This is a genomic window from Patulibacter americanus DSM 16676, assembly GCF_000420025.1.
Taxonomy (GTDB): domain Bacteria; phylum Actinomycetota; class Thermoleophilia; order Solirubrobacterales; family Solirubrobacteraceae; genus Patulibacter; species Patulibacter americanus.
Map to the genome: position 1 here is coordinate 40,157 of NZ_ATUD01000011.1, position 12,856 is coordinate 53,012.

Here is a 12,856-nt window from a genome sequence, read left to right on the forward strand (position 1 = left end):
GCCGGCCCCGTCAGCGTCGGTCGCTCAGGCCGCGACGGGCTGCGAGGCGGCGTCGGCGAGCTGCTTGACGACGGTCTCGAGCTTCTCCGTGATCTCGGTGTCCTCGCGCGGGTGGCGCTCGGCGAAGCGGATGACGGACTCGGGGACGGAGAGCTTCGCGTCCTCGAGAACGACGCCGCCCGCGATGCCGGCGGCCTTGCGGGCCTCGTCCTGGGCCCACACGCCGCCGTACTGGCCGTAGGCGGTGCCGACGATGGCGATCGGCTTGGCGACGAAGACGCCCTCGCCCATGGGACGCGACGCCCAGTCGATGGCGTTCTTGAGGACGGCCGGGATCGTGCCGTTGTACTCCGGCGTGAAGAGCAGGAAGCCGTCTGCCTGACCGGCGGCCTCGCGGAACTTCAGCGCCGCGGCGGGCTCGTTGCCGGGGACGTCGATGTCCTCGTTGTAGAACGGGATGTCGGACAGGCCCTCGAAGATCTCGAGCTCGACGCCCTCGGCGGCGAGGCCGACGGCGGCCTCGGCGAGCTGACGGTTGTGGGAGCCGGAGCGGAGGGAGCCGACGAGGGCGAGGATGCGCGTGGTCATGGGGAGTCTCTGGGTGTGGCTTGCGGGAGGCGAGGACCGGGTAACTGGACCCTGGTCCGTTCTCCTGAGGTATAGCAGCAATTCGGACCGCGGTCCACTTCGCCCCGACGCGGTACGCTGAACACATGGCTCCTCCTCCGTCCACCCCGCTCACGGTCCTGCCGTCGGCCTCCCTGCCCATGGCGGGAGGAGCGGAGACGGAGCGCGCCGACGCCGCACGCAACCGGCGGCGCCTGCTCGAGGCCGCGCAGCAGCTCGTGGCGGAGCACGGCGCGAACGCCGTGACGATGGAGGCCGTCGCCGCCGCGGCCGAGGTCGGCAAGGGCACCGTCTTCCGGCGCTTCGGCGACCGCGTGGGCCTGATGGTCGCGCTGCTGGACCACTCCGAGCGCGCGAGCCAGGAGGCCTTCATGTTCGGGCCGCCGCCGCTCGGCCCGGGCGCGCCGCCCGTCGACCGGCTGTGCGCGTTCGGCCGCGAGCGTCTGCGCCAGGTCACCGAGCACAAGGACGTTCTCCTGGCCGCCGAGGCCTGCGGGCCGCGCCGCTACGAGCACCCCGCACGCGCCGTGCTCGTCACGCACGTGCAGGGGCTGCTGCGCGAAGCGGACTGCGACGGCGACGTCGACCTGCTCACCGAGGCGCTCCTGGGCTACCTCGACACGACCCTCGTCGCCTACCTGCGCGAGTCGCGCGGGATGACGCCCGAGCGGATCATCGCCGGCTGGGACGACCTCGTCCGCCGGGTGCTGGGCGCGGGCTGACCCGCTCAGCCCCCGGCCAGCTCCCGCGCCCGCGACAGCACCCCGTCGAGCATCGGCGGGGTGAGCCGGCCGGTGAACGTGTTCTGCTGGCTCGGGTGGAACGTCCCGAGCAGCCGCACGTCGCCCAGGTCGTACTCCGCGCCGTGGCCGAACTTCGGCCGCGGCCGCGGGATCGGCACGCCGCGTGCGGCCAGCAGCCGCAGGGCCCCGTCCCAGCCGAACTGGCCCAGGCAGACGACCACGCGCACGTTGGGCAGCAGGTCGAGTTCCTCCGCCGTCCAGGTCAGGCAGGTGTCGCGCTCCGTCACCGTCGGCTTGTTCGCGGGCGGCGCGCAGCGGACGATCGCGGTGATCCAGCAGTCCGTCAGCTCCAGGCCGTCATCCGGGCGGTCGCCGTTCGGCTGATTCGCGAACCCCGTCCGGTGCAGCGACGCGTAGAGGAAGTCGCCGGAGCGGTCGCCCGTGAACATGCGGCCGGTGCGGTTGGCGCCGTGCGCGGCGGGCGCCAGGCCCACGAGCAGCACCCGCGCGTCCGGGTCACCGAAGGCCGGGACGGGTCGGCCCCAGTACTCCTCGTCGCGGAACGCGGCGCGTTTGACCGTCGCCACCTCCTCGCGCCACGCCACCAGTCGGGGGCACGCGCGGCACTCCGTCACCCGTCGCTGGAGGTCGGCGAGGTCCGCGTCCACCGGCCCTACGGTACCGTTCGGAGCCGTGATCGCCCCTCGCCTGGCCCTCCTCACCGTCTCCGGCGCGATCCTCGCGATCGGCGTCACGGGCTGCGCCCAGCAGGCCACGACGGAGGACAAGGAGTTCCAGGGCGAGGCCGCGCGCGTGGCCAACACCGTCCGCGAGCTCGACGACGCCTACGCCGACGAGCAGACGGACGACACGGGCGCCCGCACCGTGTGCCGCACGCTGCTCTCCAAGCGGCTCGTCCAGGCCTACGGCGGCAAGGACTGCGAGCAGACCGCCGCCCGCGCGCTGAAGAACAGCGACCCGGTCCAGATGGACGTCCGCGACGTGAAGATCACGGGCACCACGGCCACGGTCCAGACGCGCCTGAAGCTCTCGGACGACGAGCAGCGCGTCGACACGCTGAAGCTCGTGCAGGAGGGTCGGACCTGGAAGTTCGACGGCTCCACCACGGGCGAGAAGCAGCCCGAGAAGAGCTGAGGGACCGCGCCGGGGCGTAGCCTCGGCGCATGCTGCACGAGGACCGCGTACGCGCCGAGGCCTTCGGCACCGACGCCGCCGCCTACGACACGCTGCGGCCGTCCTACCCCGACGCATTGGTGGAGGCGCTGCTCGCCCCCCCGGTGAGCGAGGCCCTCGACGTCGGTTGCGGGACGGGCATCGCGAGCGTGCCGCTCCTGACCCGCGGCGTGCGGGTGACGGGCGTGGAGCCCGACGCACGGATGGCGGCCGTCGCCGCCCGACACGGGGTCGCGACGGAGCTGGCGCACTTCGAGTCCTGGGACGCGCGCGGGCGGACCTTCGACCTGGTGCTCTGCGCGCAGGCATGGCACTGGCTCGACCCGGACGTGGCCGCTCGACGCGCCGCGGACGTCCTCCGCCCCGGCGGCCGCCTCGGGGTGTTCTGGAACTTCGGCCGACCGTCGGACGCCCTGCGAGCCGCGCTCGCTCCCGCCTACGCCGACGAGCCCGACCTCGAGCGCCACTCCGTCCTGCTCGGCCACGACGACGACCGACTCGACGTCACCACCCGGGCGATCGAGGCGACCGCGGCGTACGGGCCGGTCGACCGCCCCACGTGGCGGTGGACGCGCCGGTACGTCGGCGACGAGTGGACGCGCCACCTCTTCACCCACAGCGACCACCTGGCCCTGCCGGCGGAACGGCGGTCGGCGCTCGAGGCGCGGGTGGGGCGGGCCGTCGAGGCGCTCGGCGGCACGGTCGATCTGGACTACGACGCGTGCCTCGTCACCGCGCGGCGGGGTTGACCCGCCGGCGACGCTCCGGCCCGCACCCCTCCCGAGCCCCGTCGTCGCCGCCTCGCCCGGCGCCAAGCCCCCCTCAGAACACGACCGTCGTGCTCCCGTGGCGGATCACCCGGTCCTCGCAGTGCCACTGGACGGCACGGGCCAGGACCGTCCGCTCGATGTCGGCGCCCAGCCGCCGCAGGCCCGCCGCGTCGGAGCGATGGTTCACGCGGATGACGTCCTGCTCGATGATCGGCCCCTCGTCGAGCTGCTCCGTCACGTAGTGGGCGGTCGCGCCGATGAGCTTGACCCCGCGCTCCTTCGCGCGCTCGTACGGCCCCGCCCCCGCGAAGGCGGGCAGGAACGAGTGGTGGATGTTGATGACCGGCACACCCAGCCGGTCCAGGAACGAGCCGCTGAGGATCTGCATGTAGCGGGCGAGGACGACGAGGTCGCAACGGCCCCGCAGCAGCTCGAGCAACCGCTCCTCGGCCTCGGGCTTGCCGCCGGCGGGCACCGGCACGTGATGGAACGGCAGGCCCGCGGCCTCGACGTCCGCGCGGTGGTCCTCGTGGTTCGAGGCGACGAGCACGACGTCGGCGTCGAGCATCCCGCGCCGCGACCGCCAGACGAGGTCCTGCAGGCAGTGGTCCTCCCGCGAGACGAGGATGGCCACCCGCTTGCGCCGCTCCGCCGGCCACAGCCGCCAGCGCATGCCGAACGGCTCCGCCACGAGTAGGCCGAACCGCTCGGCCAGCCCGGTGCGCGCCTCCGCCGGCAGCGCGATCTCCATCCGCAGGAAGAACTCGCCGCCGATCGGGTCCGACGAGTGCTGGTCGCTGTGGACGATGTTGGCGCCCGCCTCGAAGAGGAACCGCGAGACGGCGGCGACGATCCCGGGCCGGTCGCGACACTGGGCGAGCAGGCGCGTGGTCGTGAGGGCCTCGGGCGCGGCCGGGGGATCGGCGTCCATGCGCGAAGCATCACGCACGGTCGCCGCACACGCCAGGGCGGTGGACGCCCTACGCGCCGGGGCCATCCGAAGCTGCGAGGCCGCGGACTCCCTGGTCCGGGCGCCGGCCGACGGGCCGACGCCCGTCCTACGCCTCGAGGAAGGCGTGGTCCTGGCCGTAGACGCGGCGGTAGTAGGCCTTGTAGTCGTCGGTGTCGACGAGCGGCTTCCACCAGTGCGGGTGCGACTGGTACCAGTGGACGGTCGACTCCAGGCCGCCCTCGTCGAAGTCCATGCGGGGCTTCCAGCCCGCGAGCTCTTCGAGCTTGGAGGAGTCCAGCGCGTAGCGGAAGTCGTGGCCGAGGCGGTCCTCGACGTGCTTGATCTGGTCCTCGGACGCGCCGGTCAGCGCGATGATCCGCTTGACGACGTCGAGGTTGATCTTCTCCTTCGCGCCGCCAACGTTGTAGGCCTCGCCCGACTTGCCGTGCTCGAGCGCGGCGTGGATGCCGGAGGCGAAGTCGTCGACGTGCAGCCACGTGCGGACCTGGTCGCCCTTGCCGTAGACCGGGAGCGGGCCGCCGTGGATCGCGTTGAGCGCCATCACCGGGATCAGCTTCTCCGGGAACTGGCGCGGGCCGTAGCAGTTGGACCCGCGGGCGATGACGACGTCCTGCCCGTAGGTGTGGTGCGTCGCCAGGACCATGAGGTCGGCGCCGGCCTTCGACGCGGAGTACGGCGACGACGGCTCGAGCGGGTGCTGCTCCGTGAACGCGCCCTCGGTGATCGAGCCGTAGACCTCGTCCGTGGAGACCTGCACGTAGCGGACCTCGCGCCGGCGGGCCTCTTCGACCAGGGTGTAGGTGCCCAGCGCGTTGGTGCGCACGAACGCCTGCGCGTCGATGATCGAGCGGTCGACGTGCGTCTCGGCCGCGAAGTTGACGATCGCGTCGACGCCCTGCGCGGCGAGCTCGACCGACTCCGGGTCCTCGATCCGGCCGACGATCAGCTCGACGTCCAGGCCGTCGAGGTTCTCGCGCCGACCGGCATAGGTCAGCGCGTCGAGCACGCGGACCTCGTCACCGGCGGCGACCCGCTGATGCACGAACGCCGAGCCGATGAACCCGGCACCACCACAGACGAGAAGCTTCATACGCCGGGGAACCCTACGGGACGCTCACACGGAAGGGCGATTCCGACGGACGGCGTAGGCCCCGCGGCGGTGGCCGGGGCCCCGCGCGGCGCGTAGGATCGCCGCGTGCGTGGAGGACGACGGTGAGGTTCGACGACCGCGACGGCACGACCTGGAGGGTCGGCCGCCGGTGGATGCCGTGGCGACGCCGGATCCGCGAGGTGCCGGACGTGCCGTTCGAAGGCGGCCCCGGGGGCGACGACCCGATCAGCATGATCATCGGACTCTTCGTGCTGATCCTCGCGCTGCCCGCGCTGATCGTCGTCGCGCTGCTGGTCGCCGAGCTGCTGCTCCTGGCCGCGCTGCTGCCCGTCGTCGCGCTGCTGCGGATCGTCGCGAGCTGGGCCGGGTTCCCCTGGCCGGTCGAGGTGCACTCGCGGCCCGCGAAGCGCCGCGTGTTCGGCTGGACCCTGCGGCACGACGAGCCGGTGAAGGGCTGGCGCGCGTCGGGCGAGCGGATGGCGGAGCTGCGGCGGCGGATCGAGACGGGCCGCTTCGAGCCCACGGTCCGCCACCGCAGCGGCGGGGGCTACGCGACCGTCGGGGAGTCGACGGCGAAGCGGTGATTCCCGCCGCTGGTCGGCGCGCGATCGGCCTCCGTCGCGCCTACGAGGCCAGGCGGCCGATCTCGAGCAGATGGCCGCGCAGGCCCTCCCGCCAGTCCGGAAGCCGCGGCACGTCGTCGCGGGTGCGAGCCAGGACGCTCCACGCGGGCCGCGGGGCGGGGCGGGGGAACTCCTCCGTGGTGACGGGCAGGGCGCGGGTGGCCGAGCCGCTGAGCGCGAACGTCTCCGCCGCGAGCGCCTGCCACGTCGTCTGCCCGCCGCCGCACAGGTGCCCGATGCCGCGGGCGTCCGCGCCGGCCAGCGCCACGAGCGCGGGCGCGAGGTGGCCGGTCCACGTGGGGCAGCCCGTCTGGTCGGCCACGACGGAGACCTCGTCGCGGTCGGCGGCGAGCCGCAGCATCGTGTCGACGAAGTTGCCCCCGCCGGCCCCGAAGAGCCAGCTCGTGCGGGCGATGAGGTGGTTCGGGTTGTGCTCGGCCACCTGGCGCTCGCCCTCGAGCTTCGTGCGGCCGTAGGCGCCCTGCGGATCGACCGGATCGTCCTCGCGGTAGGGCTCGGTGCCGTCGCCGCGGAACACGTAGTCCGTGGAGACGTGGACGAGCCGCGCGCCGATCGCGGCGGTCGCCTTCGCGAGGTTGCCCGCGCCGTCGCCGTTCACGCGCAGCGCCTCGTCCTCGTGCTCCTCGGCGGCGTCGACGTTCGTGTAGGCCGCGCAGTTGACGACGACCGTCGGCGACGCCTTCTCGAGCCACACCGTCGTGCTCTCGAGGTCGGTCAGGTCGAACGCGGCCCGCGGTGCCTCGACGACGCCCCAGCCGTGGGCGCGGGCCACGTCGACGACCCGCTGGCCCAGCATCCCGGTGGCGCCGCAGACCACGAGGCGCTTGCGCTCGTCGGCCGCGGACGGCCCGTCCGGGTCGTCGCGGTCGAGCGCGTTCTTGTTCGGCCGGATCACCATGTTCGGCCCGAGCCGCTGAACGCTGCGCTGCTGGGAGAACCCCATGTCATTCCTCCGCCGGGAGCACCGGCACGTCGTAGTCGGCCACCCGCCGGTCCCCCGTCACCACGGTCAGCCCCTCGAGGCGGGCCTGGGCGACGATGGCCCGGTCGAACGGGTCACGATGCAGCATCGGCAGCCGGCCCGCGGCGACGGCGTGCTCGGGCGTGAGGGCCAACAGCTCGAAGCCGCCGGAGCGCACGCCACCGAGGACGTCGGCGGGAGCGCGGAGCTTGCCGATGCTCCGCTTGATCTCGATCTCCCACAGGGAGACGGCGCTCACGGCCACGAACGATTCGCCGTCCGCGATCCGTTCGCGGGCAACGGCACCGAGCCGAGTCGAGCCCCCGAGCCACCACAACACCGCGTGGGTGTCGAGCAGGAGCCTCATGCGGCCGGCTCGCCGCCGGGCGGGACGAGATCGCCGTCGTAGAAGGACGACGTGACGTCGTCCGGGGTGTCGTCGAAGTCGTCGGCCATCCAGACCTCCCCGGCCCATGCCCCGGGCGTCCGTGCGGGTCGCGGTGCCGTGGCGGCGACGAGGCGCGCGACGGGACGACCGTTGCGGGCGATCACGACCTCCTCGCCGCGCTCGACCTGCTCGAGGAGCCGCGAGAGGTGCGTCTTGGCCTCGTGGACGTTGACCTGGTCCGGCATGGTCCACTCAGCTTAGTCCGACCGGACCACCCTGTCGAGCGGTCGTCCCGTCCGCCGGGGGCCTTGCCGGGAGTCGCCGGCGTCAGCCGCCGGGGCCGGCGGAACCGCGCGGCGTCGACGGGAGCCCCGCGAAGCGGACGACCACCTTCGTCACCCGCCGGAACGCCCCGAGCTGCAGCTGGCCCGCCCGGTCGCAGGCGCGGTGGCGACACGGATGGTCGACCACGCCGAGCTTCATCGCGGGCATCCCGGCCAGCGCGAGCTCGCGGTGGTCCGAGTTGCCCGTGCCGGCGTCGCGGCGCCACCGGACCGTGACGTCCTCGCGGCGGGCGGCCCGCAGCACGGCGTCCTCGACGGCACGCCGCGGGCGGGCGGCGGGCGAGTAGAGGTCGAAGCGGGCGTCGCGGCCGACCTCGTCGAGCGAGAGCGCCCAGCGCACGTCGTCCGTCCGGCCCTGCCGCCGCAGCCGGCGCACGAGCGCCGATGCGCCGAGGTGGTCGGGGCGACCGGTGTAGAGCCGCTCCTCGGCGCCCGTCGCCACGAGCCACGTCTCGCACGCCGGATCGGGCGCCGCCGCCACGAGCGGGGCCAGGCCCACGAGCAGGCCGACGCCCGAGGCGTTGTCCAGCGCGCCGGGGCCCTCGGGCATCGAGTCCGCGTGCGCCATGAGGACGTGGAGGCACGAGCTGCGGCCGGGCTGAACGGCGACGACGTTGCGCGAACGGCCATGGCCGGGAACGGCGAAGCGGTCGTAGGAGACGGTCAGGCCCGCGGCCCGGAACCGCGCCGCGGCCCGCAGCTGCCCGGCCCGCTCCCGCGCGGAGCCGGCCGGCCGGGCGCCGTCGGCGGCGAGGCTGCGGGCGAAGGCGAACGCCTCGTCGGCGGGGGCGGCGGTCGTCGCCGCGAGAGCCGACGGCGCCATGGTCCCTGCCGTCGCGCAGACGGCACCGAGGAGGAGCAGGCGCCGCGGAACGAGCAGGCGCCGCGGAACGCGGAGTTCACGCGCGGGGCCTCGCCGTCCGCGGCGCAGTCTGGATATGACAAGTCCGCCGTACATATTCAGACTGCCGCGCTCGCGGGCCCCTCGTCTCGCGCCCGAGGACCGGGTCGAGCCCTAGAGGATCTCGATCTCGGAGTTGTCGCCGACCATGAAGCGGTAGGCGCGCGGGGTGCGCTCGCCGCGGCGGACGATGACGTCGCGACCGAGCAGCGAGGACTCGATGCGGCCCTCCAGCCCGATGAGCTGCGCGCGCTCGAGCAGGATGGAGTGCTCGACCTCGGAGCGCTCGACGACGGCGTCGGCGGCGATCGCGGAGTACGGGCCGACGTAGGAGTCGGAGATCCGGGCGCCCTTGCCGATCACGACGGGGCCGCGGACGACGGAGCGCTCGATGATCGCGCCGGGCTCGATGATCACGCGGCCCTCGACGTTGGACTGCGCGTCGACCTCGCCGTCGACGCGTCGCTCGATCGTCTCGAGGATCAGGCGGTTGGCCTCGAGCATGTCGGCGAGCTTGCCGGTGTCCTTCCACCAGCCGTGCACGACGTGCGGCTCGACGCGGTCGCCCTGGTCGACCTGCCACTGGATCGCGTCGGTGATCTCCAGCTCGCCGCGGGCGGAGGGCTCGATCGCCTTGGACGCCTCCATGATCCGCTTCGTGAACAGGTAGACCCCGACGAGCGCCAGATCGCTCTTGGGCTCCGCCGGCTTCTCCACGAGACGCTTGACGCGGCCGTTCTCCAGCTCCGCGACGCCGTAGGACTTCGGGTCGTCGACGGGCTGCAGCAGGATCATCGCGTCGGGGTTGTGCTCCTCGAACTGCTGCACCAGCTCGGAGATCCCGCCCTGCAGCAGGTTGTCGCCGAGGTACATGACGAACGAGCTCTCGCCGATGAACGGCTCGGCCGTCAGCACCGCGTGCGCCAGGCCGGCGGGCTCGGACTGATCGATGTAGGTGATCTGCGCGCCGAACTGCGACCCGTCGCCGGCGACCTCGCGGATCTCGCCGCCCGTCTCCGGGTTGAGGATGATCCCGATCTCCGTGATCCCGGCCTCGACCATCGACCGGATCCCGTAGAACAGGACCGGCTGGTTGGCCACGGGGACCAGCTGCTTGGCGGAGGTGTGCGTGATCGGCCGCAGACGCGTGCCGCGGCCGCCCGACAGGATCAGACCCTTGAGGTGCGTCATTGCCCGTGAGGCTACCGGCGTGCCGCGGCCGGGCGTGCGACCGGCACGGGACCTGCACGGGCGGGGCGACCGGCGGGCCGCTTCTGGGGAGGCGGGCCGGCGCCGGCTGCGGTCCCCGGGGTCGCGCTGCGCTCGCCCTAGTACACGCCCTGCGCCAGCTTGCGGTGGTCCCAGGTCGACCGCCGGACCTCGACGAACTCGAACGCCACGCGCTTGCTCGCCTGCCCCTGCACCAGCGCGGCGGCGTCCGGGTGCAGCGGCTCGTCGGGGGAGAGGCCCGGGGTGTAGCGGCGGAGCACCTCGCCCCCGACGCCGGCGACCGTCTCGAGGTCGTGGTGCATCGTCACCTCGCACTCGAACATGACGCCGCGAAGCTGGTCGTAGGACTCGCCCGCCTCGACCTGCACCGTGGCGCGCGGGTCGCGCTCCAGGTTCTTCGCCTTCTGGGACTTCGCGAACGTCCACGCCCACAGGCGCCCGTCGCGCACGACGTACCAGAGCGGCATGAGGTGCGGCCAACCCCGCGGGCCGATCGTCGCGCAGACGAGCGTGCGCTCCTCGTCGAGGAACGCGAGCGCCTCCGCGTCGGTCATCGTGATCTGGTCGCGGCGGCTCATGCGTGGCGACGCTACCCCATCCTGGCTGGCTGGCCAGTACACCGGTACGACCGGCCGCCGCCCCCCATCCGACCGGAGACAGGGCGCTGGTGCCCGCCCGGTGTGCCATCGGGTGGACCGGGTACGCGGAGGCGCATGAGCACGGACGGACCCGATCCCAGCGGCGCGGCCCCCGGCGACGAGGCGCCCCCCGGCACGCCCGGCACCGGCGAGGACGTCTGCCCGCGCTGCGGCGGCAGCGGCAAGATCGACGGCGGCGACTGCCCCGAGTGCGGCGGCACCGGGATCGTCATCGCGGGGATCGGCGGCGGCTGAGCGCCCCGCCGCCCCGCTGCCCCGCCGCCCCGCCGCGACGCAGCGCGTCAGCGCGCGACGGTGAACCGGCCGACGAGCTCCTCGAGCTCGTTCGCCGTCGCCGCGAGCTGCTGGGCGCTCGAGGCGATCTCCTGGGCCGACGCGCTCGTCTGCTCCGTCGACGCCGAGACCTCCTCGCTCGACGCGGACGACTGCTCCGCGACCGCGGCGACCTCGGCCATGTCCGCCTGCACCCGATCGGCGGACGCTGCGATCTGCTGGACGACGGCGGCGATCGACTCGACGCGCGCGCTCATGTCCTCGACCGATGCCCCGATGCGCGTGAAGGCGTCGCGGGCCTGTGCGACGGTGGCCGCGCCCTCCTCGGAGCGCGTGGCGCCGTCGGCCACGACCGCGACCGCCTGGGCCGTCTCCGTCTGGATCTCGCCCACGAGCGTCGCGATGGAGGCCGCGGACCGCTGCGACTCCTCGGCGAGCTTGCGCACCTCTTCGGCGACGACGGCGAACCCGCGGCCCTGCTCCCCGGCCCGGGCCGCCTCGATCGCCGCGTTCAGCGCCAGCAGGTTGGTCTGCCCCGCGATGGCCGTGATGGCCTCGACGATGCCACCGATCTGCTCGCTCTTGCCCGCCAGCCCGTGCATCGCGGAGGTGACCTCGCGGGAGGACTCCCGAACCTGGCGCATCGCCTCCGTCGCCTGGGCGACCGCACGCTCACCCTCGATCGCGACGGTCCGCGCCTCGGTCGCGGCTTCGGACGTCCGGCGGGCAGAGTCGGCGCCGGAGCGCGTCGCCTCGCCGACCTCCTGGGTGGCGGCGCGGGCCTGCTCGACGGACCGAACCTGCCGCTCCGCCCCCTGCGCCACGTCGGAGACGGCGTTCGCGATCTCCGTCACCGCACGGCCGGCCTCCTCGGAGGTCGCCGCCATCTCCTGGGACGCCGCGGACAGGACCTGGGACGAGTGCGTGACCGAGCCGACGAGGCCCGTCAGACCGTCCCGCGACGCGTTGTAGGCGTCGATGGAGCTGAGGGTGCTGGAGCGGATGCCGTTCGTGGCGCGGGCCACGTCGCCCAGCTCGTCCCGGGCCGCGGCGTCGAGCACCGGCACGTCGGCGTCGATGCGCACGGTGAGGTCGCCGTCGGCCATCGCGCGCAGCGCGTCCGTCAACGGCGTGACGCACGCGTCCCGCACCTGCGCCATCCCACCGATCACGGCGACGGCGGCCCGACGGATGGCACGGGTGACGAGCAGCGCCGCGGCGAGGCCGACGGCGAAGGCGACGACGATGAGGGCGATCGCGGTGCGGCGGCTGCCCGTCGCCGTATCACTGATCTCGAGGTCGGCCGCCTGGGCCACCCGGTCGTTGATCCGCACGAGCTCCGCCAGCTCACCGTCGACCGTGGCGTAGAGCGGGGCCGTTCGAGCGAGGTACGTGGACGACGCGGCGTCGGTGCGCCCCTCGCCGACGGCCGAGAGGAGCCCGTCGACGGAGGCGTTGAACGCGGGCCAGCGCTGCCGGAATGCCGCGACCTGGCGCCGCTCCTCCGGCACGAGCACGGTGGCCGTGTAGCCCGAGAAGAGTCCCTCGAGACGCTCGCGGTCCCGCGCGATGACCGCCCGGTACGTCGCCACCCGCGAGACGTCGCGGTCGTGGATGGCCCGCTGGACCTGGCTGTCGATGTCGCCCAGCACAGCCCGGGCCGCGCCGAGGTCCCGCAGGGGCACGACGCGGTCGTCGTACATGCTGCCGGCGACGCGGTCGACCGACCCGAGGGCCCGGATCCCCACCACGCCCACGACGAGGAGGAACGCCAGGAGCATCGCCGACAACCCGAGGATCTTCGCCCGGAGCGTCAGACGGTCGAGCACCCCGGTCATGAGGGGCGGCCCGGAGCGACGACATGCATGGCCGCCGTGATCGGCCGGGACGCGCCGCACTTGAGCCGTGGCCGTCGCAACGCGCCCAGCCGGGTGGTTCACGGCCCGGAAACCCTGGCCGGGACGTGACGCGATACACCCCATCGGGTACCGGTGTACCTCCGCCCGATGACGGTTGACACCCGACGGCCGCGGGCGCA

General features: G+C 73.8%; 16 protein-coding genes. 5 read left to right on the top strand and 11 right to left on the bottom strand.

What is annotated here, in order from left to right; all coding sequences use genetic code 11:
• Nucleotides 1-24 precede the first annotated feature (24 nt).
• On the bottom strand, nucleotides 25-588 hold the full coding sequence (locus tag F593_RS0116310) for an NAD(P)H-dependent oxidoreductase (RefSeq protein WP_022929820.1): 564 nt from the start codon (nucleotides 586-588) through the stop codon (nucleotides 25-27).
• A gap of 125 nt (nucleotides 589-713) precedes the next feature.
• Between F593_RS0116310 and F593_RS0116315 the strand changes: the two genes are divergently transcribed.
• The gene (locus F593_RS0116315) at nucleotides 714-1,349 is read left to right on the top strand and encodes a TetR/AcrR family transcriptional regulator (RefSeq protein ID WP_022929821.1); all 636 of its coding nucleotides are present in this window, start codon (nucleotides 714-716) and stop codon (nucleotides 1,347-1,349) included.
• A gap of 5 nt (nucleotides 1,350-1,354) precedes the next feature.
• On the opposite strand, the gene F593_RS0116320 is transcribed toward F593_RS0116315, so the two are convergent.
• Nucleotides 1,355-2,038, bottom strand: coding sequence for a uracil-DNA glycosylase (locus tag F593_RS0116320; protein ID WP_022929822.1), 684 nt, complete (start codon nucleotides 2,036-2,038; stop codon nucleotides 1,355-1,357).
• A 25-nt stretch (nucleotides 2,039-2,063) separates the two neighbouring features.
• On the opposite strand from F593_RS0116320, the gene F593_RS0116325 reads away from it, so the two are divergent.
• Together F593_RS0116325 and F593_RS0116330 are read left to right on the top strand one after the other, a co-directional pair.
• Nucleotides 2,064-2,525, top strand: a complete 462-nt coding sequence (locus tag F593_RS0116325) for a hypothetical protein (RefSeq protein WP_022929823.1) — start codon at nucleotides 2,064-2,066, stop codon at nucleotides 2,523-2,525.
• Nucleotides 2,526-2,554: 29 nt separating this feature from the next.
• The gene (locus tag F593_RS0116330) at nucleotides 2,555-3,313 is read left to right on the top strand and encodes a class I SAM-dependent methyltransferase (protein ID WP_022929824.1); all 759 of its coding nucleotides are present in this window, start codon (nucleotides 2,555-2,557) and stop codon (nucleotides 3,311-3,313) included.
• A 73-nt stretch (nucleotides 3,314-3,386) separates the two neighbouring features.
• Here F593_RS0116330 and purU read toward each other — a convergent pair whose 3' ends face one another.
• Both purU and rfbB read right to left on the bottom strand, forming a co-directional pair.
• Complete coding sequence (gene purU, locus F593_RS0116335; protein WP_022929825.1) at nucleotides 3,387-4,265, bottom strand: formyltetrahydrofolate deformylase; 879 nt, start codon at nucleotides 4,263-4,265, stop codon at nucleotides 3,387-3,389.
• 127 nt (nucleotides 4,266-4,392) lie between these two features.
• On the bottom strand, nucleotides 4,393-5,397 hold the full coding sequence (gene rfbB, locus F593_RS0116340; RefSeq protein ID WP_022929826.1) for a dTDP-glucose 4,6-dehydratase: 1,005 nt from the start codon (nucleotides 5,395-5,397) through the stop codon (nucleotides 4,393-4,395).
• A 122-nt stretch (nucleotides 5,398-5,519) separates the two neighbouring features.
• On the opposite strand from rfbB, the gene F593_RS30635 reads away from it, so the two are divergent.
• Entirely contained in the window at nucleotides 5,520-6,002 is a 483-nt protein-coding gene (locus F593_RS30635) for a hypothetical protein (protein WP_022929827.1), read from the top strand.
• 40 nt (nucleotides 6,003-6,042) lie between these two features.
• Here the strand turns inward: F593_RS30635 and rfbD are convergent, their stop codons facing one another.
• The 6 genes from rfbD to F593_RS0116375 all read right to left on the bottom strand — a co-directional run bounded on the left by rfbD (nucleotide 6,043) and on the right by F593_RS0116375 (nucleotide 10,464).
• Nucleotides 6,043-7,005, bottom strand: a complete 963-nt coding sequence (gene rfbD, locus F593_RS29440) for a dTDP-4-dehydrorhamnose reductase (protein WP_022929828.1) — start codon at nucleotides 7,003-7,005, stop codon at nucleotides 6,043-6,045.
• Between the two features lies 1 nt (nucleotide 7,006).
• The gene (locus F593_RS0116355) at nucleotides 7,007-7,498 is read right to left on the bottom strand and encodes a type II toxin-antitoxin system VapC family toxin (RefSeq protein ID WP_342672899.1); all 492 of its coding nucleotides are present in this window, start codon (nucleotides 7,496-7,498) and stop codon (nucleotides 7,007-7,009) included.
• The gene (locus F593_RS0116360; RefSeq protein WP_022929830.1) at nucleotides 7,387-7,656 is read right to left on the bottom strand and encodes a type II toxin-antitoxin system Phd/YefM family antitoxin; all 270 of its coding nucleotides are present in this window, start codon (nucleotides 7,654-7,656) and stop codon (nucleotides 7,387-7,389) included. Before F593_RS0116360 ends, F593_RS0116355 begins: the two co-directional genes overlap by 112 nt.
• An 82-nt stretch (nucleotides 7,657-7,738) precedes the next feature.
• Nucleotides 7,739-8,578 (bottom strand): M28 family metallopeptidase, encoded by an 840-nt coding sequence (locus F593_RS0116365; RefSeq protein WP_022929831.1) that lies wholly within the window; start codon nucleotides 8,576-8,578, stop codon nucleotides 7,739-7,741.
• A 192-nt stretch (nucleotides 8,579-8,770) separates the two neighbouring features.
• Nucleotides 8,771-9,847, bottom strand: a complete 1,077-nt coding sequence (locus tag F593_RS0116370; RefSeq protein ID WP_022929832.1) for a glucose-1-phosphate thymidylyltransferase — start codon at nucleotides 9,845-9,847, stop codon at nucleotides 8,771-8,773.
• Nucleotides 9,848-9,984: 137 nt separating this feature from the next.
• Nucleotides 9,985-10,464 (bottom strand): pyridoxamine 5'-phosphate oxidase family protein, encoded by a 480-nt coding sequence (locus F593_RS0116375; RefSeq protein WP_022929833.1) that lies wholly within the window; start codon nucleotides 10,462-10,464, stop codon nucleotides 9,985-9,987.
• A gap of 135 nt (nucleotides 10,465-10,599) precedes the next feature.
• On the opposite strand from F593_RS0116375, the gene F593_RS0116380 reads away from it, so the two are divergent.
• Nucleotides 10,600-10,779: a hypothetical protein gene (locus tag F593_RS0116380; RefSeq protein ID WP_022929834.1), complete on the top strand. Its 180-nt coding sequence runs from the start codon at nucleotides 10,600-10,602 to the stop codon at nucleotides 10,777-10,779.
• Nucleotides 10,780-10,826: 47 nt separating this feature from the next.
• Here the strand turns inward: F593_RS0116380 and F593_RS0116385 are convergent, their stop codons facing one another.
• Nucleotides 10,827-12,647: a methyl-accepting chemotaxis protein gene (locus F593_RS0116385; protein ID WP_169449210.1), complete on the bottom strand. Its 1,821-nt coding sequence runs from the start codon at nucleotides 12,645-12,647 to the stop codon at nucleotides 10,827-10,829.
• Nucleotides 12,648-12,856 lie beyond the last annotated feature (209 nt).

Excerpts from the sequence above, each read along its gene's own strand:
- F593_RS0116380 (WP_022929834.1), top strand. The coding sequence starts at position 10,600 with ATGAGCACGGACGGACCCGATCCCAGCGGCGCGGCCCCCGGCGACGAG.
- rfbD (WP_022929828.1), bottom strand. The coding sequence starts at position 7,005 with ATGGGGTTCTCCCAGCAGCGCAGCGTTCAGCGGCTCGGGCCGAACATG.
- F593_RS0116315 (WP_022929821.1), top strand. The coding sequence starts at position 714 with ATGGCTCCTCCTCCGTCCACCCCGCTCACGGTCCTGCCGTCGGCCTCC.
- F593_RS0116355 (WP_342672899.1), bottom strand. The coding sequence starts at position 7,498 with ATGGGCCGGGGAGGTCTGGATGGCCGACGACTTCGACGACACCCCGGA.
- F593_RS0116370 (WP_022929832.1), bottom strand. The coding sequence starts at position 9,847 with ATGACGCACCTCAAGGGTCTGATCCTGTCGGGCGGCCGCGGCACGCGT.
- purU (WP_022929825.1), bottom strand. The coding sequence starts at position 4,265 with ATGGACGCCGATCCCCCGGCCGCGCCCGAGGCCCTCACGACCACGCGC.
- F593_RS0116375 (WP_022929833.1), bottom strand. The coding sequence starts at position 10,464 with ATGAGCCGCCGCGACCAGATCACGATGACCGACGCGGAGGCGCTCGCG.
- F593_RS0116360 (WP_022929830.1), bottom strand. The coding sequence starts at position 7,656 with ATGCCGGACCAGGTCAACGTCCACGAGGCCAAGACGCACCTCTCGCGG.
- F593_RS0116365 (WP_022929831.1), bottom strand. The coding sequence starts at position 8,578 with ATGGCGCCGTCGGCTCTCGCGGCGACGACCGCCGCCCCCGCCGACGAG.
- F593_RS0116310 (WP_022929820.1), bottom strand. The coding sequence starts at position 588 with ATGACCACGCGCATCCTCGCCCTCGTCGGCTCCCTCCGCTCCGGCTCC.
- rfbB (WP_022929826.1), bottom strand. The coding sequence starts at position 5,397 with ATGAAGCTTCTCGTCTGTGGTGGTGCCGGGTTCATCGGCTCGGCGTTC.
- F593_RS0116330 (WP_022929824.1), top strand. The coding sequence starts at position 2,555 with ATGCTGCACGAGGACCGCGTACGCGCCGAGGCCTTCGGCACCGACGCC.